The sequence below is a fragment of the Variovorax sp. J2L1-78 genome (assembly GCF_030317205.1).
Classification (GTDB): domain Bacteria; phylum Pseudomonadota; class Gammaproteobacteria; order Burkholderiales; family Burkholderiaceae_C; genus Variovorax; species Variovorax arabinosiphilus.
Genome location: NZ_JASZYB010000001.1, coordinates 1,690,343 through 1,711,102, shown reverse-complemented (window position 1 = coordinate 1,711,102; position 20,760 = coordinate 1,690,343). Strand labels below are relative to the sequence as shown.

21 protein-coding genes are annotated in these 20,760 nt (G+C 66.5%); 9 read left to right on the top strand and 12 right to left on the bottom strand.

What is annotated here, in order from left to right; all coding sequences use genetic code 11:
• Positions 1-16: 16 nt before the first annotated feature.
• The 3 genes from QTH86_RS08160 to QTH86_RS08150 are packed head-to-tail and all read left to right on the top strand — an operon-like array spanning position 17 to position 3,158.
• A complete protein-coding gene (locus QTH86_RS08160) occupies positions 17-970 on the top strand; it encodes a dihydrodipicolinate synthase family protein (RefSeq protein ID WP_286645173.1) in 954 nt (317 codons plus the stop codon).
• Positions 967-2,379 carry a dihydropyrimidinase gene (gene hydA, locus QTH86_RS08155; protein ID WP_286645174.1) on the top strand — a complete coding sequence of 471 codons (1,413 nt, stop codon included), beginning with the start codon at positions 967-969 and terminating at the stop codon, positions 2,377-2,379. Before QTH86_RS08160 ends, hydA begins: the two co-directional genes overlap by 4 nt.
• 2 nt (positions 2,380-2,381) lie before the next feature.
• Positions 2,382-3,158 carry an HpcH/HpaI aldolase family protein gene (locus QTH86_RS08150; protein ID WP_286645175.1) on the top strand — a complete coding sequence of 259 codons (777 nt, stop codon included), beginning with the start codon at positions 2,382-2,384 and terminating at the stop codon, positions 3,156-3,158.
• Positions 3,159-3,212: 54 nt separating this feature from the next.
• Here QTH86_RS08150 and QTH86_RS08145 read toward each other — a convergent pair whose 3' ends face one another.
• Positions 3,213-4,124, bottom strand: coding sequence for a LysR family transcriptional regulator (locus QTH86_RS08145; protein ID WP_286645176.1), 912 nt, complete (start codon positions 4,122-4,124; stop codon positions 3,213-3,215).
• Between the two features lie 98 nt (positions 4,125-4,222).
• Between QTH86_RS08145 and QTH86_RS08140 the strand changes: the two genes are divergently transcribed.
• Positions 4,223-4,552, top strand: coding sequence for a nuclear transport factor 2 family protein (locus QTH86_RS08140; protein WP_286645177.1), 330 nt, complete (start codon positions 4,223-4,225; stop codon positions 4,550-4,552).
• On the top strand, positions 4,549-5,331 hold the full coding sequence (locus QTH86_RS08135; protein WP_286645178.1) for an SDR family oxidoreductase: 783 nt from the start codon (positions 4,549-4,551) through the stop codon (positions 5,329-5,331). Before QTH86_RS08140 ends, QTH86_RS08135 begins: the two co-directional genes overlap by 4 nt.
• 116 nt (positions 5,332-5,447) lie before the next feature.
• On the opposite strand, the gene QTH86_RS08130 is transcribed toward QTH86_RS08135, so the two are convergent.
• Positions 5,448-6,293: a transporter substrate-binding domain-containing protein gene (locus tag QTH86_RS08130; RefSeq protein WP_286645179.1), complete on the bottom strand. Its 846-nt coding sequence runs from the start codon at positions 6,291-6,293 to the stop codon at positions 5,448-5,450.
• Positions 6,294-6,503: 210 nt separating this feature from the next.
• Here QTH86_RS08130 and QTH86_RS08125 point away from each other — a divergent pair, with 210 nt between their 5' ends.
• Positions 6,504-7,457, top strand: coding sequence for a LysR family transcriptional regulator (locus tag QTH86_RS08125; RefSeq protein ID WP_286645180.1), 954 nt, complete (start codon positions 6,504-6,506; stop codon positions 7,455-7,457).
• On the opposite strand, the gene QTH86_RS08120 is transcribed toward QTH86_RS08125, so the two are convergent.
• From QTH86_RS08120 to QTH86_RS08085, 8 genes are all read right to left on the bottom strand, one after another.
• A complete protein-coding gene (locus QTH86_RS08120; RefSeq protein ID WP_286645181.1) occupies positions 7,458-9,329 on the bottom strand; it encodes a DUF3857 domain-containing transglutaminase family protein in 1,872 nt (623 codons plus the stop codon).
• Positions 9,330-9,442: 113 nt separating this feature from the next.
• Positions 9,443-10,150 carry an amino acid ABC transporter permease gene (locus QTH86_RS08115; protein ID WP_286645182.1) on the bottom strand — a complete coding sequence of 236 codons (708 nt, stop codon included), beginning with the start codon at positions 10,148-10,150 and terminating at the stop codon, positions 9,443-9,445.
• Positions 10,151-10,186: 36 nt separating this feature from the next.
• Positions 10,187-11,026: an ABC transporter substrate-binding protein gene (locus tag QTH86_RS08110; protein WP_286645183.1), complete on the bottom strand. Its 840-nt coding sequence runs from the start codon at positions 11,024-11,026 to the stop codon at positions 10,187-10,189.
• Between the two features lie 60 nt (positions 11,027-11,086).
• Positions 11,087-11,545: a MaoC family dehydratase gene (locus QTH86_RS08105; RefSeq protein ID WP_286645184.1), complete on the bottom strand. Its 459-nt coding sequence runs from the start codon at positions 11,543-11,545 to the stop codon at positions 11,087-11,089.
• Complete coding sequence (locus QTH86_RS08100) at positions 11,542-13,131, bottom strand: acyl CoA:acetate/3-ketoacid CoA transferase (RefSeq protein WP_286645185.1); 1,590 nt, start codon at positions 13,129-13,131, stop codon at positions 11,542-11,544. Before QTH86_RS08100 ends, QTH86_RS08105 begins: the two co-directional genes overlap by 4 nt.
• 13 nt (positions 13,132-13,144) lie before the next feature.
• Complete coding sequence (locus tag QTH86_RS08095; protein WP_286645186.1) at positions 13,145-14,287, bottom strand: acyl-CoA dehydrogenase family protein; 1,143 nt, start codon at positions 14,285-14,287, stop codon at positions 13,145-13,147.
• Complete coding sequence (locus tag QTH86_RS08090; RefSeq protein WP_286645187.1) at positions 14,284-14,679, bottom strand: tautomerase family protein; 396 nt, start codon at positions 14,677-14,679, stop codon at positions 14,284-14,286. The genes QTH86_RS08095 and QTH86_RS08090 overlap by 4 nt, the downstream gene beginning before the upstream one ends.
• Before the next feature lie 8 nt (positions 14,680-14,687).
• Positions 14,688-15,698, bottom strand: a complete 1,011-nt coding sequence (locus QTH86_RS08085) for a LacI family DNA-binding transcriptional regulator (RefSeq protein WP_286645188.1) — start codon at positions 15,696-15,698, stop codon at positions 14,688-14,690.
• 171 nt (positions 15,699-15,869) lie between these two features.
• Between QTH86_RS08085 and QTH86_RS08080 the strand changes: the two genes are divergently transcribed.
• Genes QTH86_RS08080 through QTH86_RS08070 form a run of 3 tightly spaced genes read left to right on the top strand, consistent with a single transcriptional unit; the run spans position 15,870 to position 18,521 of the window.
• Positions 15,870-16,811 carry a dihydrodipicolinate synthase family protein gene (locus QTH86_RS08080; protein ID WP_286645189.1) on the top strand — a complete coding sequence of 314 codons (942 nt, stop codon included), beginning with the start codon at positions 15,870-15,872 and terminating at the stop codon, positions 16,809-16,811.
• A gap of 28 nt (positions 16,812-16,839) precedes the next feature.
• Positions 16,840-17,730: a dihydrodipicolinate synthase family protein gene (locus QTH86_RS08075; protein WP_286645190.1), complete on the top strand. Its 891-nt coding sequence runs from the start codon at positions 16,840-16,842 to the stop codon at positions 17,728-17,730.
• An 8-nt stretch (positions 17,731-17,738) separates the two neighbouring features.
• Entirely contained in the window at positions 17,739-18,521 is a 783-nt protein-coding gene (locus tag QTH86_RS08070; protein WP_286645191.1) for an amino acid ABC transporter ATP-binding protein, read from the top strand.
• A gap of 36 nt (positions 18,522-18,557) precedes the next feature.
• Here QTH86_RS08070 and QTH86_RS08065 read toward each other — a convergent pair whose 3' ends face one another.
• Together QTH86_RS08065 and QTH86_RS08060 are read right to left on the bottom strand one after the other, a co-directional pair.
• A complete protein-coding gene (locus tag QTH86_RS08065) occupies positions 18,558-19,535 on the bottom strand; it encodes a tripartite tricarboxylate transporter substrate-binding protein (RefSeq protein WP_286645192.1) in 978 nt (325 codons plus the stop codon).
• A 30-nt stretch (positions 19,536-19,565) separates the two neighbouring features.
• Positions 19,566-20,732 carry a mandelate racemase/muconate lactonizing enzyme family protein gene (locus QTH86_RS08060; protein ID WP_286645193.1) on the bottom strand — a complete coding sequence of 389 codons (1,167 nt, stop codon included), beginning with the start codon at positions 20,730-20,732 and terminating at the stop codon, positions 19,566-19,568.
• Positions 20,733-20,760 lie beyond the last annotated feature (28 nt).

Sequence of the window (20,760 nt, the reverse complement as noted above, 5' to 3'; positions counted from 1 at the left end):
TTCATCGCGTGCCGCCATGCCTTCCGAGTCCTTCGATCATTTCCGCGGCATCCACGCCGCCACCGTGTGCCCGCTGCTGGACGATGGCGGCATCGACGAGGACACGCTGGCCGCGCACCTGTCGGCCGTGTCGCGCGCCGACGGCATCACCGGCCTGCTGATCAACGGGCATGCGGGCGAGAACTTCATGCTGGGCCGCGAGGAGAAGCGCCGCGTGACGGAGATCGCGCGGCAGGCCTGCCCGCCGCACACGCTGTTGGTGTGCGGCATCAACGCCGAAGACAGCCTGGAGGCGCAGCGCCATGTCGATGACGCCGAGGCCGCGGGCGCCGATGCGGTGTTGGTGTTTCCGCCGTTCTCCTGGGCGCTCTCGCAAGACGCCGACATGGCGGTGCGGCACCACCGCATCGCGACGTCGAACAGCTCGCTGCCGCTCTTCCTGTACCAGGCCGGCGTGCGCGCCGGTGCGCTGGCCTACACGGCGGACGTGCTGGAGCGCCTCGCGCAGCTGCCCAACGTCATCGGCATCAAGGAAGGCAGCTGGGAAGCCGCCGCCTACGAAGCCAACCGGCGCCTCGTGGCGCGCGTGGCGCCGGAGGTGATGGTGATGGCCTCGGGCGACGAGCACCTGCTGACCTGCTTCGCGGTCGGCACCGCGGGCAGCCTGGTGAGCCTGGCCTGCGTCACGCCGGAGCTGGTCGTCGGCCTGTACCGGGCGATGCAGGCGGGCGACCTCGCCACGGCGCGCGCCTTCAACCACCGCATCTACCCGCTGGCCAAGGCCATCTACGGCACCGTGCCGGGCGGCCACGCCAATGCGCGGCTCAAGACCTGCCTGAAGCTGCTGGGCCGCATCCCGAGCGACGCGATGCGCCCGCCGATGGGGCCGCTGCCCGACAGCGAGGTCGCGATGCTGGCGCAGGCGCTGAAGGCCGCGGGCCTGACAACCACAGAGGAACCCGCCGTATGACCCAAACCCTGATCCGCAACGGCCGCATCGTCACGGCCGTCGACGACTACCGCGCCGACATCCTGCTGGACGACGGCCAGATCGCCGCCATCGGCAAGCAGCTCGACGTCGGCCCCGACACGCGCGTCATCGATGCAGTCGGCCTGCTGGTGCTGCCGGGTGGCGTCGATGTGCACACGCACCTCGACAACACCTTCGGCGACTCGACCACCGCGGACGACTACGAGTCGGGCACGCGCGCCGCGGCCTTCGGCGGCACGACCACCATCATCGACTTCGCCTTCCAAGGCAAGGAAGACAGCCCGCTCGACGCCATCGCGCGCACGCAGGCCAAGGCGTCGGTCGGCGCGAGCATCGACTACGGCTTCCACGTGATCCTCACGCACGTCGACGAGACCGTGCTGGGCGACATGAAGCACGCGATCCGCCACGAGGGCGTGAGCAGCTTCAAAATGTTCATGGCCTACCCGGGCACGGTGATGGTCGACGACGCGGCGATCTTCCAGGCGATGCGGCTGGTCGGCGAGCACGGCGGCATGGTCGCGCTGCACGCCGAGAACGGCAACGTGATCGAGCTCTTGATCCGCGAGGCGCTGGCGCAGGGCCACACCTCGCCGCGCTACCACGCGCTCACGCGGCCGGCCATCCTCGAAGGCGAGGCGACGCACCGCGGCATCAAGCTGGCCGAGCTGGCCAACGCGCCGGTGTACTTCGTGCACCTCTCGGCCAAGGAGGCGCTCAAGCACGTGATCGAGGCGCGCGACCTCGGCATTCCGGTGTTCGCCGAGACCTGCCCGCACTACCTCTTCTTCGACGAATCGGTGTACGACAGCGACGACTTCTCGGTCGCCAAGCATGTGATGACGCCGCCGCTGCGCGACAAGCAATCGCAGGACGCGCTGTGGACCGCGCTCAAGACCGACGACCTGCAGCTCATCTCGACCGACCACTGCCCCTTCTGCATGAAGGAAGGCCACATGGGCCGCGTGCATCAGAAGGAACACGGCCGGCACGACTTCTCGAAGATTCCCAACGGCGCGCCCGGCATCGAGACGCGCATGACGGTGATCTACGACGGCGGCGTGCGCAGCAAGCGCATCACGCTCAACCGCTTCGTCGAGCTCACGGCCACCGCGCCGGCCAAGCTCTTCGGCCTGTTCCCGCGCAAGGGCACGATCGCGGTCGGCAGCGACGCCGACATCGTGCTGTTCGACCCCGAGGGCACGCAGACCATTTCCGCGCACTCGCACCACAGCAACGTCGACTACAGCCTGTTCGAAGGCAAGCACGTGCACGGTGTCGTGAAGAAGGTGTTCTCGCGCGGCGAGCTCATCGTCGACGGCGAACAGTGGCTCGGCCGGCCAGGGCGCGGCCAGTTCCAGGTGCGCGGCGAAGTCGGGGGCTTCTGACCATGGTGGTTCGACCGAACGTGGCGCGCCGCCGACTGGAAGCCGGCGAGACCGTGCTGGGCATGGGTGTGCAGCAGGTCACGGGCGCAGCCGTGGCGGGCCTGGCGCTGCGCTGCGGCTTCGACTTTCTCTTCATCGACATCGAGCATTCGCCGGTCGACGCGGCGGCGGCGGCCAACATCGCCGCGGCCGCGTTGCCGCTGGGCATCGCACCGCTGGTGCGCGTGCCGGGCAAGAACTCGCCCGACATCTCGCGCCTGCTCGACGGCGGCGCGCAGGGCATCGTGGTGCCGCACGTCGACGATGCGGTCGAGGCCGCTGCCGCGGTGCGCGCCTGCAAGTACCCGCCCTTGGGCATGCGCTCCTTCTTCGGGCTGCAGCCGCATTTCGACTACGCGCGGCATCCGGCGCCGCAGGCCATGGCGGCAGCGAACGACGAGCTGCTCTGCATCGTGATGCTCGAGTCGCCGCGCGCCATCGCCAATGCCGACAGCATCGCGGCGGTGCCGGGTGTGGATGTGCTGCTGATCGGCAGCAACGACCTCTCGCTCGAACTCGGCATCCCGGGTCAGCTGCAGGACCCGGCGGTCGAGTCGGCTTTCGCGGCCGTCATCGCGGCCTGCAAGGCGCACGGCAAGCACGCGGGGCTGGCCGGCATCGTCGACCCAGCGCTGCTGCGCCGTCACATCGAAGCCGGCATGCGCTTCGTGCTGACCAGCAACGACATCGACCTGCTGCTGGCCGCCGGCGAGGCGCGGGTGGCGGCGCTGAGGGCCTAGGCCAGAAACCCGTCCAGCTCGATCTCGATGAAGGCGCTGCCTTGTCTGCGGAGGTTAGGCATCGCCGAACGGTTCCCGGTCCAACATGCAGTCGATGAACGAGCTCAGCACCGCAGGGCGATGCTGCCGGTTGGAGTAGTACAGGAACAAGCCCGGACGAGAAATCGTCCAGTCAGACAGGATCTGTACAAGACGCCCCTGCTGGAGCAGCTCTCCGACCTGATCCACCTCGAAGTGGTAGGCAATACCCAGACCGTTGACCGCTGCCGCCACGCCGATGTCGGCATGGTTGGTGACGACAGGGCCATCGACGGCTATCTCGTGCCGTTTGCCGCGCTTCTCGAACTCCCACCGGTAGAACCTCCCATCCATCTGGAGTCGCCAGTTGATGCACGCGTGGTCGTGCAAATCGATGGGCGTCTTGGGCGTTCCATGGCGGGCCAGGTAGTCCGGAGAAGCAACGGCCATCATCTTCATGTCTGGTGACAGACGGACGGCAATCATGTCCTTCTTGAGCTGACCACCCACCCGTATCCCGGCGTCGAAGCGGCCTGCCACGATGTCCGCCAGTGCGTCGTCCACCACGATATCCAGCACCACGTCAGGGTGCGCCCGATGGAAGCGCTGCAGTCTTGGCGCAATGAGCGTTCTTGCGGCTATCCCGAGGGTGTTGATCCGCAAAGTTCCATTGAGCTGTCCGGTGGCGTCGCTGGCCTCGGCAACCGCGTTGGCCATTTCACGGAACAGCGGCGCCACGCGCGAATAGAGCTGCTCACCGCTTGCGGACGGGGCGACGCTTCTTGTCGTGCGATTCAACAGGCGTGCACCGATGCGGCTTTCCAGTTGGCGGATGGTCTGGCTCAACGCCGACGGTGACAAGCCCAGATGCTCGGCCGCGCGGGCAAAGCTTTGCCTTTCGACGACGGCGATGAAAGCTTTGAGCTCGGCAAAGTCGGATCCCCGCATTGTGTATCGTTTTCTACAGAGGTCATTCGGATTCTAGGAGATTCTCTAAATGGAAGTGCGGGCGCATCCTTCGATCCGTCCCAACCAAGGAGCACACCATGTCCTCTCTGACTCTCCCTGACCCGATTGCCGCGTACTTCGTGGCGGACACGCAAGGTCCTGACCAGGTCGCGCAATGCTTCACCCCGAAGGCCGTTGTGAAGGACGACGACCACCTCTTCACCGGTCGCGACGCGATCCGGGCGTGGAAGAAGGCGGCCGACGCCAAGTACTCCTGCACCACCGAGCCCTTCTCCCTGGATCTGATGGAAGGCGTTCACGCAGTGAAGGCCCACGTGGCCGGCAACTTCAAGGGCAGCCCGCTCGATATGACGTTCTTCTTCCGCCTCGAGCGCGGTCTGATTGCGAGCATGGAGGTGACGGTATGAGCTTCGATCTTCAACTGAACGGCCTGCGGGCCGTTGTCACTGGCGGAACCTTGGGCCTCGGTGCCGCGGTTGTCTGTGCTCTGGTGGATGCAGGCGCCCGCGTGGCGACTTCCGCTCGCAAAGCGCCGCAAGCGCCGGTCGAAGGCGTGTCGTACATCCTTGCCGACTTGACGACGGCTGGCGGCGTGAAAGCCCTGTCCGATTTCGTTCTCAAAGAGTGGGGTGGTGTCGACCTCCTGATCAACGTGCTTGGCGGCTCCCATGCCCCCACTGGCGGCTTCGCTGCTCTCACCGACGACCACTGGCTCTCCGAGCTGAGTTTGAACCTCCTACCGGCCGTTCGCCTGGACCGTGAACTTGTGCCGTCGATGCTCGCGCAAGGCTCCGGTGTGGTCATTCATGTCAGCTCGATTCAGCGTGTTCTGCCGCTGCCCGATGCAACCACTGCCTATGCTGCTTCCAAGGGGGCGCTGACGACATACAGCAAGGCGTTGTCACGTGAAATCACGCCCAAGGGTGTTCGCGTGCTGAGCGTCGCGCCGGGCTGGATCATGACCGAGGCTTCCGAGGTATTCGCGAAGCGGCTTGGCGCCGATGCCGGCACCGACTACGAGGGTGGCAAGAAGATCATCATGGATGCCCTGGGTGGCATCCCGGTAGGCAGGGCGGCCACGCCGCAGGAAGTTGCTGATTTGATCGTGTTCCTGGCGTCGCCCCGCTCGGCATCCTCCGCAGGCTTCGAGTACCGCATTGATGGAGGCACTGTCTCGACGCTATAGGCGCTACTCGAGGCATTCCCACCTGCGGCCACAGCAGCATGGCGCAGTCGTGCATGTGTCAGTCGAACTGGTAGCGAGGTTGCCGGTTCTGCCTCCGTGGCCGCCCGCCTGAACCCTCAGACCGGCCCGGTGCCGCGGATCGCGATGACCTTCTCGGGCAGCTTGGTCATGCCGTACTGGTCGAGGATGCGGTCGTAGGTGCCGTCCTTGATCATGTCGTTGAAGGCCTTGACCACGGCGTCGGCCACCGGCTTCGAGCGGAAGCTCATCATGGTCGGCGAGCCGCCCTGTGCCGGCAGCAGCATCGTGGCCTGGCCGGCCTTCACGAAGGCGCCGCCCGCGTAGTTGGGGAAGGCGGCCATGTCGAACTGGCCAGCGCGCAGGCCGGCCATGACTTCGCTCGCGGTCGGGAACGACAGGATCTTGATCGACTTGCGGCCCTTGGCGACGTTGTCCTTCTCGCGCTCCTTCAGCCAGCGCTCCTGGTACGAATCGGCCTCGACGCCGATGCTCAGGTCGGTCAGCGCTTCGGCCGAGGCCAGCGTGCGCTTGCTGCCCGGCACGGCGACGATGTCGATCGCGGCCATGGCATAGGGCACGGCCCACATCACCTTCGAGCGCTCTTCGGTGAAGAACATGCCGGTGTTGATGCCATCGAAGCGCGCGGCCTTGAGCGCGGGGATCATCGCCGGGAAGTCCATGCGGATCGTCTCGGCCTTCAGGCACAGGCGCTTGCCGAGTTCGGCCGCGAGGTCGAGGTTCATGCCCTTGAGTTCGCCGCTGACGTCGACGAACTGCAGCGGCGGCAGTGTCGGGTTGGTCGACAGCTGGAGCTTGCCCTCAGTGATCAACTCGCTCTTCGGGATGGTCGGGGTGCAGGTCTGCGCGGAAGCGACCATGCCGGAGAGCGAACCGGCGAGCGCCACGATGGCGAGCGTGCTGCGCAGAAGGGCGAATTTCATGATGGTTCCTGGAAGAAGAAATGAAGCCTGCAAGGCCGGTGCTGGATGCTCGAAAAGAAAAGAATAGCCATCGCTGCGCAGCGTGCTCAATTCAGTTGAGGGGCCGGACTATAGGCCGCCGATATACGTCGCGATGGTGCGTTCGGCGCACCGGAATCGACCGCTATCATCGACCGACCCGACGCGTTTTCGGGCATGAATCACGCCGCCATGTCCGACCCGCAATTCCGCTCCCTCATCAACCTGCGCCAGCTCGAGGTGTTGCGTGCGGTGATGCGCTGTCGCACCACCATCGGCGCGGCCGAAGAGCTGGGCATGTCGCAGCCGGCGGTGAGCAACGCGATCAAGCTGGCCGAGACCAAGCTGGGCATCGCGCTGTTCGACCGCGTGAGCAACCGCCTGGTGCCCACGGCCGACGCGCAGATCCTCATGGCCGATGCCGAGCCGCTCTTCGTGGTGCACGAAGCCGTGCAGCGCAAGGCCTGGGACCTGCGCACCGGCCGCGCGGGCGTGCTGCGCATCCACGCGACGGCCGAGCTGTCGCAGTACCTCGTGCCATCGGTGCTGGCGCTGTTCATGGCCGAACACCCCGACGTGCAGGTCACCATCGAATCGGTGCGCATGGACGCGCTGCTCGAAGGCGTGGAAAGCGGCAGCGCCGACGTCGGCATCGCCATGAAGCCACCGGCGCGGCCCAACCTCGCGCGCGAGGTGCTGGTCGAAGCCGAGATGATGTGCATCACGCCCAAGGGCCACGAACTTGCGAACCTGCCGGTGCTCACGCCCTTCGACCTGCGCGGGCGGCGCATCGTGGGGCCGGGGCCGGCGAGCCCGCTGGGCGCGATGATCGCGCAGGCCTTCGAGCGATCGTCCGACCACTATCACCCCGACATCGAGGCGCGCTTCGCCAACGTCGTGAGCCCGGTGGTGGCGCGCGGGCTGGGCATCGGCTTCGTGGACGAGCTCACCGCGCGCTATGCGAAGGAGCCGGGCTTCGACGTGCACCGCTTCCGGCCGCGCGTGGCGGTGCCGGTGTGCGGCCTGTTCCTGCGCGACAAGCCCCGCGCCCGGCTGGCGCAGGCCTTCATGACGCATGCGCTGCAGTACATGCAGGCGCAGATCGGGCGACCCGACGACCAAGAAGACGATTTGGTCGCGGGCTGATCACTCGTACAACATCTGCGACCGGATGTTGCGCTGTGCGGCTTCGATCAAGGGCTGCCAGCGCCGCTGGTCGTCAGGTGTGCAGATTACCTTCAGGCGATCGGCGGTGAATTCCCGTGTCACGACGATGCGCGTGCCTTCCTGCCGGGCCGAGGCGCGGTAGCGCAGGCGCGCACCCTCGCTTTCCGACTCCAGTTCCAGCGGCGCGAAGTTGCTCAGGACCTTGAGCGTGGGCGGAAAGTCCAGCTCGAACTCCTCTCGCAGCGACGTGGTGGGGCAGACGAAAGGAAAGCGGCGCGGCGTTTGGTAAACCGCGATGGGCAATGGCACGAGCATGAACGGAGAGGTCGGCAGACGGGCGGCGCCCGGCCCTGGCAGTTCCATCGGACCGACGCCCCAGTAGTCGAACACCAGCGAGAGCGGCCCGCGGGCATCGGTGTTGGTGCGCTGCAGTCTGCCTTCGCCCCTCACCTGCATCTGGCTGAGCAACGGCGCCATCAGCGTCGCATCCGGGAGCGACTGCATGGCAGCCAGTGCCTGGCCCAAGCCCGTTTGCTGCGCTCCAGTGCCGGTCAACTCGAGATGGCCAGTCACGCGGGAATCGGCGGCTGTACTCACGCGATGGCGCAGCGTTGCAGTGAATGTCGGGCTCGGTGTTTCGTTCCAGCTCCCGTCGGCCAGATGCAGCACGCGCTTGTTCACATCACCCAGGGAAAGAATGCCGAAAGGTGCCCAGCGATCGGTGGCGTCGAGGTACAGATTCAGTGACGGCACGTAGGTGATCATGTGGTTGAACGCCTGCGGCACAGTCACCTCGGGCATCCAGTAGCTGCTGCCGGCATTGATGAGCACGGGTGTGCTGGCGATCCCCTTGGCTTCGAGCAGGGCACTGAGTAAGGTCGCCTTGTCCTTGCAATCGCCGTAGCCGGCCGACAGGATGTCGTCCACCGCATGCGGCTGCCAGCCGCCGCGTTCCAGGAAGATGGCGACATAGCGTATGTTGATACGTACCCAGTCGTACAAGGCGCGGGTCTGTTCTTCGGGGTCGTTGATGCCCTGCGTCAGCGACTGGGCCAGTGCCTTCACCTGGGGGGTCGGCTGACTCCGCTCGCCGGCGAGGCTGCGGTAGGCCTGGGCCAGCGCCTCGCCTGAGGGGACGCTGGTCGCAACGAAGCGCTGACTGTAGTCGCCAGTGGCGACGCTGCCCACGTCGTGCGGCACCGCCACAGTGTTGGTCGTGTGCGCGCGCCACTGGATGCGGCCGTCCGGCAACGTGGTCTTGACGATGGGGAAGTCGATACCCGTCACCTGCATCGGCATGTCCGCCGGCGCGATGACGGTGTAGGTGACGTCTCTGCGGACGTCGTGCACCGACGCGTATTCGATGGCGCTGAAATGGCCCTGCAGCAGCGGCTTCTTCTGGGTAATTCGGTAGTGGACCGAGGTGCGGGCTCCCGGGCTGACCTGGGGGAAGACAATCGCCTTGGAAACAACGTCGCTGAAGGCAGGCGCGCCTTGCGAGAGGTAGGGCTGTTGATCGAGGATGGACGCAGCAGGGACCTCGATGGTTTCACCCTTGGCCGTGATGACGCGCGCATGTACGATCTCGAGCGCTTGCAGGCTCGCGCTGTAGGGCACGGTCTGCTGGCCCTCGGAGCGCACGCCGGCGTCGTTCTCGACCAGGCGAATCAGCTCGACGTCCTTGACATAGGTGCCGTCGCGCTCGACCGTGTAGGTGATATAGCGCTTGTCGTGGCTGACGCCCGTCGTGAAGGCGATGGCCGCCGGGGTCGTCTGGGCCTGGGGTGCGGTCGCTGAGGCGAGGGCCAGTGCTGCCAGGGTAGAAAAAGAAGTGCGTCTGCCGAAGGTCATCCCGATTGCCTCGCTTGTGCTGAAACGTGGCTATTCGGCGATGCTGCCTTTGGCTCGACGCGGAGTGTAAGGGCTGTCCCGCAGTGAAGGATAGATGGGTCGTCGGTGGACCCTCAGGCCGCAGCCGGCGTGCGCACCACGTTCGTCTTCTTTTCCGTCGGCGCATAACCCTTGCCATAGTGCTTCTCCAGGCGGCGTTGCACCACGTCCCACAGCGAGGTCAGTACCAGGTAGAAGACGGCGGCCACGCAGTAAAGCTCGAGCACTTCGAATTTGGCCTGCATCAGCACCTGGCTGCGGCGCATCAGCTCTTCCATCGAGATGACGGACGCCAGCGACGTGGCCTTCAGCAGGCCGTTCACCGAGTTGCCGAGCGGCGGGATGATGATGCGGATCACCTGCGGCAGCGTGACCAGCCGCAGCGTCGCCATCTTCGACAGGCTCAGCGCCTTGGCGGCCTCGATCTGCCCCTTGGCGACGGCCGAGAAGCCGGCACGGATGGTCTCCGACAGGTAGGCCGCTTCGTTGAGACTCAGCGCCAGGATGGCGGAGGTCAGCACGTCGAAGCGCACGCCCAGCTGCGGCAGGCCGGTGTAGATGATCACGATCTGCACCAGCAGCGGCGTACCGCGGAAGATCCAGATGTAGAACTTGGCCGGCGCGCGCAGCAGATTGTTGGTGGACATGCTCGCGAGCGCCAGCGGCAGCGCGAGGACCAGGCCGATGAGGATGGTGGTGATCGTCAACCCGATCGTGATCCCGACCCCACCCAGGAGGTAGGGGTTGACCAGGTAGGACAGGAAGGCATCGACGTTGAACACGGCCCGGTTTTCCTTCTGGCTGCTTCTGCGCTGCGCTTACTTCGGCGCCGGGCCGGGGCCGCGGATGGCGAAGGTCGTGTCCTTCAGCCGCGTCATCTTGAACTTGTCGAAGAGCTTGTCGTAGGTGCCGTCGGCCTTCAGTTCGTTGAGTGCGGCGGCGGCGGCCAGGGCCGTCGTCTTGTCGCGGTAGGTCACGGTGATGTCGGTGCCGTTGATGCCGCTCAGCCACACCTTGGCGATGCCGCGCTCGACGAAGTTCGCTGCGGTCTCGTCGATGTTGATGCCGGCTTCGAGCTGGCCGGCGCGCAGGGCGGCCGTGGTTTCGGAGGCCGTCATGAAGGTGCGGAAGTCGATCGGCTTCAGGCCGCGCGCGACCATGTCGGCGTTGTACTCGCGCGACTTGCGTTCCTGGTAGGTGCCCGTCTCGATGCCGACGACGTGGCCTGCGAGGTCGTCGAACTTGGTGATCTTGAAGGTGCTGCTGGGCACGGTGTAGATGCTCATCGCCTGCTGGCCGTAGGGGATCATGAACATCAGCTTGGAACGCTCTTCCGTCCAGAACATGCCGGTGTTGATCATGTCGAAGCGGCCGGCCTGCAGCGCCGGGATCATCGGGGGCATGTCCATGCGGATGAAGACGGGCTCGAGGCACAGCTTCTTCGCGATGGCCTTGCCGAGTTCGACGTTCAGCCCCTGCAGTTCACCCTTCTCGTCGACGAACTGCTGCGGCGGCAGCGTGGGGTTGATCGACATCTGCAGCTTGCCGGCAGACACCAGGTGTTCGGCACCGACCTTGGGCGTGCAGGTCTGGGCCAGGGCCGAAGCCGAGAACGCGGCGCCGAGGAAGAGCGCAAGAGCCAGTTTGGAGCATTGCATGATGTGCTTTCGTGAGACGGAGGTGGGTGGAACTGAAGGAAGGGGAAACCGGTGGAACACTCAGGACGCCGCGTCGACGCGGCACGCCAGCAGCGCGCTGTGCTGTGCCTCGATGACGATCTCGTCGCGCTGGTTGAGCAGCCGCAACGTCTCGATCACGATGCCGCGGCCGGGCCGCGATGACGTGCGCTTCTCGGTGAATTCGAAGCCCACGCGCACCACGTCGCCTGCGATCACCGGTCGCAAGAACCGCACCCGATCCCAGCCGAGCGAGGCGATCGAGCTGTTCTGGTAAAGCTCGAGTTCGGTCTTCAGGCCTTCCATGAGCGCGAGGCCGTACAAGCCATGTGCGATGACGCCGCCGAAGCCGCGCGAGCCGGCGTAGTCGGCATCGGTGTGCAGCGGATGGTGGTCGCGCGTGAGGTCGCAGAAGCGTGCGATGTCGGCGGCGGTGATGGCGTGCGTCGGCGTCTCGAACGTGGCGCCGACGACCACGTCGTCGAAGTAGATGTCGCTCATGACGCGGGCACCTCGATGTGGCGCGGCGCCTGCGCCATGAAGGCGTCGCGCATGCCCATCGGCCCGGGCCGGAAGATGCGCGCGTCCATGGTCTTCAAGGTCTCGCTGATGCGGATGGGGAAGCCGATCTGGTCGAGCACGTCTTCCTGCAGCCGCACGCCCGGGGCGATCTCGGTCAGCACGATGCCGTCGGCTTCCATCTCGAACACGGCGCGGTCCGTGACGAAGGTGACGCGCTGGCCGCGCTCGCGCGCCAGGTGGCCGGAGAAGCTGATCTGGTCGACCTCGAGCACGAACTTCTTGAACTTGCCGTCGCGCCGGATGGCCAGCCCGCCATCGGCCACGCCGATGTCGAAATCGCCGCCGGTCAGCGAGCCGTTGAACACCAGCCGCTTGGTGTTCTGCGTGATGTTGATGAAGCCGCCCGCGCCGTCGTAGCGCTTGCCGAAGCGGGTGACGTTGACGTTGCCGTGCCGGTCGACCTGCGCGAAGGACAGGAAGGCGCAGGAGAGGCCGCCGCCGTCGTAGAAGTCGAACTGGTACGACTGGTCGAGGATGACCCGCGGGTTGACCGACGTGCCGAACTCGCGCGCATGGCCCGGCACGCCGCCGACCGCGCCCGACTCGACGGTGAGCGTGATCATCTCGTCGATGCCTTCCTCGGCCGCGACGTTGGGGATCATGGCCGAGATGCCGACGCCGAGGTTGACCACGTCGCGCGGGCGCAGCTCGAAGGCGGCGCGGCGCGCCACCACGCGGCGGGCGTCCATCGGGTCGGGCGGAATGCTCGAACTCGGCACGATCGTCTCGCCGCAGCGCGCCGGGTCGTACTGCGTCGTGTACGTCTGCATCTGGTCGGGCTGCACCACGAAGTGGTCGATCAGGAAGCCGGGGATCTTCACCATGTGCGGATGCAGCGTGCCGCGCTTGACGAGGCGCTTGACCTGGCAGATCACGGTGCCGCCGGCGTTGTGCACGGCCTGCGCCATCGACAGGTCTTCGCGCGCGGTGGCTTCGTGTTCCATGCTGACGTAGCCGTCTTCGTCGGCCGAGGTGCCGCGGATGAGGGCCACCGACGGCACGCCGGGCGCGCGGTAGAAGAGGTAGTCCTTGCCGCCGATGTTGACCAGCTCCACCAGCTTCTCGGTGGTGCGCGCGTTCATGCGGCCGCCGTCCTGGCGCGGGTCCATGTAGGTTTCCAGGCCCACGTGCGTCAGCACGCCGGGTTGCCGGCCGGCCATGGCGCGGCACAGGTGCGTCATCACGCCCTGCGGGAAGTTGTAGGCCTCCAGCGCCTGGTCGAGCACCAGCTTCATGAAGGGCAACTGCATGCCGAAGTTGCCGCCGATCACGCGCTGCACCAGGCCCTTGTGCGCGAAGTGGCACAGGCCCTTTTCGGTGAGCGCACCCACGCCGGTGATGTGGAAGAGGGTGATGCCGTGCGGGCCGTCGCCGGCGAGCCAGCGGCGTTCGATCGCCTCGAACACCGCCTCGGGCACGCCCGAGCCGCCGTTGCCGCCGGCCAGCACCATGTCGCCGTCCTTGAGCAGGGCGGCGGCTTCGTCGGGGGTGATGCAGTGGATCATGGTGGCAGCCCCTTCAGGCCAGTTCCTTCTCGACCTGCTTCGCGATGATGATGCGCTGGATCTGGTTGGTGCCTTCGTAGATCTGCGCCAGGCGCACGTCGCGGAAGATGCGCTCGATGCGGTAATCGCGCGAGTAGCCGTTGCCGCCGTGCACCTGCAGCGCGTTCGACACGTGCTTCATCGCCATGTCGGTGGTGAAGAGCTTGGCGTGCGCCGCTTCCTTGGCGTAGGGCAGGCCGGCGTCGAACACGCGCGACGCGTGATGGATGAGCAGCCGCGCGGCGGCGATGTCGGTCGACATGTCGGCCACCATGAACTGGATGGCCTGGAAGTTCATGATCGACTCGCCGAACTGGCGGCGCGTGGTGGCGTAGGCCACCGCGTCTTCCATCGCGGCCTGCGCCATGCCCAGCGCCATCGACGACATCAAGAGGCGGCTGAAGTTGAAGTTGCCCATGGCCGTCTTGAAGGCCATGTTCTCGGCGCCTATCAGGGCGTCTTTGGGCACGTGCACGTCCTGCAGCACGATCTGGCAGTCCTCCAGGCCGTGCATGCCCAGCAGCTCTTCGTTCTTGCCGCGGGCGACGCCGGGCGACGACGTGTCGACCAGGAAGCAGCTCATCGACTTGTGGCCGGCTTCCTTGCCGGTGCGCGCGAAGACCATGATGCGGTCGGCCACGCCGCCCAGCGTGACCCAGGCCTTGGTGCCGTTGAGCACCCAGCCGTCGTCGGTCGCGCGGGCCGTGGTCTGGATGCTGGCGGCGTCGGAGCCGAAATCGGGCTCGGTCATGGCGGTGGCGAACACGATCGATCCGTCGAGGATGCCGGGGATCAGCGCCTTCTGCGACGCGTTGCCGTGGTGGTGCAGGAACAGCGCGGCCTCCACGGGGATCGCGAAGGCGTTGCCGATGGCGGCCGAGCAGCGCGCCAGCTCTTCCATCACGAGGCAGAGGCTGACCGTGTCCAGGCCCGAGCCGCCCGACGGCTCGGGCAGACTGACGCCGAACAGGCCGAGTTCGGCCATGCCGCGGTAGAGCGTGCGGTCGAAGGCGTCTTCGCGGTCGATCGCGGCGGCGCGCGGCAGGATCTCGTTTTCGGCGAAGCGGCGCGCGGTGTCGCGCACCGAGGTCTGGTCTTCGGTATAGAACTGGGTCATGGCGTGGTCGATGTGTCGAGGGCTTCGTCGCTGGCCAGGTGGCCTTCGTGCGCGACCTCGTCGCGCGCGCGGTCGAGGAAGTAGATGGCAACGTTGTGGGCGGGCGTGTCGAAGCAGGCGGCGAGCGCCGGCGTCATCGCCTCCGCGACGGCGCGGCGCTGGTCGGGGTTGCGGCGGTAGGCGTGCACCTTGACGAAGACGCGGGCACCGGCGGGCGGCAGGCCGAATTCGCCGGCGTGCGCGTAGTCGTCGGTGCCTAGGGCCAAGAAATAGATCGTCACGGTCGATGGCTCGACCTCGAAACCGCGCACGATGCCGTCGGTCACGGCGTCGGTCAGTTGGCGCTTTGCGGCGGCGGCGGCGCGTGGCGCCAGGACTTCGACATAGGGCATGGGAACCTTCAGGACGTGGGCAGGGCCCGGCAGGAGGCGCGCTCGACGAGCCGCGAGCCGATGCGGTATTCGCGCCCGCTGTTGGCGACGCCGCCGAGGCGGGACATGAGGCGGTCGACCGCGAGGTTGGCTATGTCGGCCGCGCCGCTGTCGACCACGCTGATGGCGGGGCGCTGCCACTCGAACCAGGGCGAGTCTTCGTAGAAGAGCAGCGACAGGTCGGCGGGAATCGACAGGCCGCGTTCGGAGATCACGCGCAGCACGCCGACCGACGATTCGTGGTTCGCCACGAAGAGCGCGGTGGGTGGCTCGGCGAGCGACAGCAGGGCGTTGCCGCCGGCCACGCCGGTTTCGGGGAGGTAGCGGCCGCGGTGGATGAGGGCGGGGTCCACGGGCAGGCCCGCTTCCTGCATGGCCCGGGTGTAGCCCGCCAGACGTTCCTTGCCCGAGGTCGTGTCCGAAGGACCCACGATCAGGCCGATGCGCCGGTGCCCCAGGCCCAGCAGGTGCTGCGTGCCGGTGTAGGCGCCTTCCATGTCGGCCGCGAGGATCGATTCGAGCGAGGCGCCCGCCACGCGGCGCACCGCGCAGATGACCGGGATGTCGGCGTGTTCCATGGCCAGCAGCGGCGCGCTGTTGCTGCCGGTGGGCACGGCGATCAGGCCGTCGACGCTGTGGTCGACGAGCGTCTTGAGGATTTCGCGTTCCTGCTCGGCATCGTCGTTGCTGATGCTGAGGATGACCTGGTAGCCGAGTGCCTGCATGCGCGCCTGCACCACCGAGGCGAGCACGCGGAAGGAGGCGTTTTCGAGGTTGTGGACGGTCAGGCCGATGAGGCGCGACTTGCGCGTCTTCAGTGCGCGGGCCACCGTGTTGGTGCGGTAGCCGATGGCCGCAGCGACCTGCACCACGTGCTTCTGCGTGGCGTGGTTGATCAGGCTGGAGCCCGCCAGGGCGCGCGAGGCGGTGGCGATGGAGACGTCGGCGGCACGCGCCACGTCGCGCAGGGTGACGGTCACGGAAACGCCTTTGCGATGGAATTGATTGCAAACGATTGCATCGCTGCAATGTAGGGCATCGCTCAATGTCACGTCAACGCCGAAGATTCATTAATCGACAAGAGCGAGTGGATATTTGCAATCGATTGCATTGGTATTGCATACTGGCCGGCACTTCTCCGATCGAGTCCCATGACCTTCCCTGTGACCGGCGTCGGCGGCATCTGGCCCGCCACCCTGACCCCCTTCGCCCCTGGTGGCGCCATCGACGACGCCGCGCTCACCGCCCATGTCGGCGAGGTCGCTTCCACGCCCGGCGTGCGTGCCGTGGTGGTCAACGGCCATGCCGGCGAAACCTCGTCGCTGAACCGCGCGGAGCGGGCGCATGTCGTGCGGCTGGCCGTGCAGGCGGCGGGCCCCGTGCCGGTGGTGGCCGGCGTCGTCGCCGAAGACCCGCGCGACGCCTGCGCGCTGGCGGTCGATGCGGCTGAGGCCGGCGCCTCGGCGCTCTTGCTCTTCCCGCCGGCGATGTTCGGTAGCGGTGCCGCGCTGCGGCCCGAGATGATCCTGCGCTACGTGCAGGACGTGGCCAGCGCGTCGTCGCTGCCCATCGTGCTGTTCCAGCTGTCGCGCGCGTCGAACCAGGCGTTTTCGGTGGAGATGCTGGTGCGGCTGTGCACCGAAGTGCCGCAGATCGTCGCGATCAAGGACGGCAGCGACGTGCCTGAGCTGTACGAAGACAGCCTGCGCGCCCTGCGCACGCTCGACCGCCCGGTGAGCATGCTGTCCAGCAACAACGGCTGGCTCTTTGCGTCGCTCACCTACGGTGCCGACGGTATCCTGTCGGGCATCGGCAGCGTGGTCGCGCCGCTGCTGGTCGAGATGCACGAGGCCGTCGCGGCCGGCCAGCTCGATGCCGCACGGGCCGTGAACGACCGGCTGGTGCCGCTGTGCCGCGTGTTCTATCGCGCGCCGTACCTCGACATCCACAACCGCATGAAGACCGCGCTACACCTGCTCGGCCGCCTGCCGCATCCGGCGCCGCGGCTGCCGCTGCTGCCGATCGGCGACGACGAGGCGCAGCGCATCCGCGCCGCGCTGGTCGCGGCCGGCCTGCTCGACGGCACCCGCTGACCCTCAACGAACACCCGACATCACCGACATGACAGATTTCCGCGGCACCTACACCATCATGGTCACGCCCTTCGACGCCGAAGGCGCCGTCGACGTGCCCGCGCTCGAACGCTACGTCGACTGGCAGATCGCATCGGGCATCCATGGGTTGATCCCGCTGGGCTCGACCGGCGAGTTCCTGTCGATGAGCGACGACGAGATCGAGCTGGTCGCCAAGACCGTGATCGACCGCGCCGCCGGCCGCGTGCCGGTGATCATCGGCACCACCGCCGAAGACACCCGCGTGGCCGCGCGCAAGAGCCGCATGGCCGAGTCGCTGGGGGCCGACGGCGTGATGGTGCTGCCGCCGTTCTACTGCACGCCGACCGAGGACGAGCTCTACCAGCACTACAAGACCATCTCGGACGCCATCGGCATCCCGATCATGGTCTACAACAACCCGGCGGTGACCAACGTCGACCTCAAGCCCCAGCTGGTGGTGCGGCTCTCGCAGATCGACAACTGCCGCTACATCAAGGAGTCGACGCTCGAAGTGACCCGCGTGCGCGACATCATGCGGCTGTCGGACGGCCGCATGAAGGTGTTCGGCGGGATCATGGGTTTTGAGTCGTACGTCGAAGGCGCGGTGGGCTGGGCGGCGGTGCCATCGAACGGCGCGCCGGCCGAGATGGCGCGGCTCTACGACCTGGTGATGGCCGGCGAGCTGGCGCAGGCGCGCGATCTCTCGTTCAAGTATTTCCCGATGATCGATTTCGTGGCCGGCCAGCAGTACGTGGCCGGCACCAAGGCGATGCTCGCGGCCATGGGCCTGCCGGTCGGTGGGCCCCGCCCGCCGCGGTTGCCGATGGGCCCCGAAGGCATCGCCGCCGCCCGCCGCCTGGTCGACGAGCTTGGCCTGAAGATCGCCCAACCCGCTTGAGGACTGCCATGACTGCTGTGCAAACGACGCCGCTCACCGACACCGCCGCACCGGGCGCCGAACTGGTCATCCGCATGGTGAACGTGCAGAAGTGGTACGGCGACTTCCAGGTGCTGCGCGACATCAACCTGGAAGTGCGACGCGGCGAACGCATCGTGATCTGCGGGCCGTCGGGCTCGGGCAAGTCGACGCTGCTGCGTTGCATCAACCGGTTGGAAGAGCACCAGCAGGGCAACATCGTCGTCAACCGCATCGAGCTCACCAACGACACCCGCCGCATCGACGCGGTGCGCCGCGACGTGGGCATGGTGTTCCAGCACTTCAACCTGTTTCCGCATCTCACCATCCTCGAGAACTGCACGCTGGCGCCGATCTGGAGCAAGAAGTACACGCCCAAGGAAGCGAAGGAGGTCGCGATGTCGTACCTCACCAAGGTGAAGATCCCCGACCAGGCGAACAAGTACCCGTCGCAACTCTCCGGTGGCCAGCAGCAGCGCGTGGCCATCGCCCGCGCGCTGTGCATGAGCCCGAAGGTCATGCTGTTCGACGAACCGACCTCGGCGCTCGACCCCGAGATGGTGAAGGAGGTGCTCGACACCATGGTGTCGCTCGCCGAAGACGGCACGACCATGCTGTCGGTCACGCACGAGATGGGCTTCGCGCGGCAGGTGGCCAACCGCGTGATCTTCATGGACCAGGGCTCGATCGTCGAGGAGGCCGCGCCGGCCGAATTCTTCAGCCACCCGAAGCACGAGCGCACGAAGCTGTTCCTGAGCCAGCTGCTGCACTGAGGGTGGAGGAGGAGGCGCGGATGGCGCCTCATGGGTTCAGTCGGCGTATTCGCCGGCGTCCTTGATCACCTTCGCCCAACGGTTCTTCTCTGCTTCGACGAATTTCCGGTGACTCGCCGGATCGAGCCGGTCGTCGGTCACGACGGTCAGGCCCAGTGCTTCTTCGCGCTTGATCAACTCAGGGTCATTCAAGGCGGCACGCAACGCGCTGTTCAGCCTGGCCAGCACCGGCGCGGGGGTGCCTTTCGGGGCGTACAGCCCATGCCACACCTGGACATTGAAGTCCTTGAGGCCCACCTCGGACAAGGTGGGGGTGTCCTTGAGCACCGGCAGCGGCAGGCGCTGCAGGCTGGTGACGCCATAGGTCTTGACCTTCTTGCCTTCGATCTGCGGCACCGCGTTGACCGCCTGCTCGCACATGAGGTCCACCTGTCCGCCAATGAGGTCCGTCATCGCGGGCGCCGTCCCCTTGTACGGGACCGTCGTCATGGTCGTCTTGAGCGCGTTCTGGAACATCAGGCCGCACAGATGGGACGCCGAGCCGAGCCCTGCATTCGCGATGTTCACCTTGCTGCCGTTGGCGGCGATCCACTGGCGCAGTTCTGCAAAGCTGTTCGCCGTGAGCGAAGGTTTCCCAATCACGACCGAGGGCGCTTCGTTGATGAGGCCCAGGGTCTCGAAATCATCGGGCACCTTGTAGCTGAGTTTTCGGTAGAGCGCCGGGGCCGTGGCCATGCCGATGTGATGGACGAGCAGGGTGTAGCCGTCGGGCGTGGCGCGCGCCACCTTGGCCGATCCGATCGTGCCCCCTGCGCCGATGGCGTTGTCGACGACGATGGTCTGCCCCAGCGGCTTGCGAAGCGCCTCGGCAAGGTCGCGGGCGATCTTGTCGGTCGGCCCGCCTGCAGCGAAGGGCACCACCAGCGTGATCGGCCTGTCCGGGAATTCGGCCAATGCCGCCGACGCGGCGCTGGCCAGGACCAGGCTCGCGACGCAGCGCAATGTGTTGGTCATGTCTTGTCTCCTGTTCTTCTGGTGGGTTCGTCAGGCCGAGAGCGCCTGCATCTCGCGGTACAGGTCCGCCTTGCCTTCGAAGCCGATCCCGGGGAGGTCGGGCAGCGTGACGAAACTGTTGTCGACCTTCACGCCGTCCGGAAAGCCACCGAACGGCTGGAACAGGTCGGGGTATGACTCGTTGCCGCCCAGGCCGAGGCCGGCCGCGATGTTGAGCGACATCTGGTGGCCCCCGTGCGGGATGCAACGGCTGGCCGACCAGCCGTGTTCCTTGAGCATGTCGAGCGTGCGCAGGTACTCCACCAGGCCATAGCTGAGCGCACAGTCGAACTGCAGCCAGTCGCGGTCGGGGCGCATGCCGCCGTAGCGGATCAGGTTGCGCGCGTCCTGCATCGAGAACAGGTCCTCGCCGGTGGCCATCGGGTTCTTGTAGAAGTTGCGCAGGGCCGCTTGCAGTTCGAAGTCGAGCGGGTCGCCCGGCTCCTCGTACCAGAACAGGTCGTACTGCGACAGTGCCTTGGCATAGGCGATCGCCGTTTCGAGGTCGAAGCGGCCGTTGGCGTCGACGCACAACTTCTGGCCGTCCTGCAGCACATCCATGATGGCGTCGATGCGGCGCAGGTCTTCGTCGAGCGAGGCCCCGCCGATCTTCTTCTTCACCACGGTGTAGCCGCGATCGATGTAGCTGCGCATCTCGTCTTGCAGCTTCTTGTGATCCTGGCCCGGGTAGTAGTAGCCGCCGGCTGCGTAGACGAAGATCTTGCGGTTGGGCTTGCCGTCGCCGTAGCGGTCCGCGAGAAGCTGGAACAGCGGCTTGCCTTCGATCTTGGCGACCGCGTCCCAGACCGCCATGTCGATCGTGCCGATCGCCACCGAGCGCTCGCCGTGGCCGCCCGGCTTCTCGTTGGTGAACATGGCGTTCCAGATCTTGTGCGGGTCGAGGTTGTCGCCGGTGGCATCGACGAGCGACGAAGGGTCGGCTTCCAGGATGCGAGGGATGAAACGCTCGCGCATCAGCTTGCCTTGGCCGTACCGGCCGTTCGAATTGAACCCGTAGCCGACGACCGGCTTGCCGTCGCGGATCACGTCGGTGATCACGGCGACCAGGCTCAGCGTCATCTTGCTGAAGTCGATGTACGCGTTGCGGATGGGTGAGCTGATGGGGAGTGTCTTCTCCCGGATTTCCACGATCTTCATGGTTGGCTTCTGCGGGTTGATTCGGTGG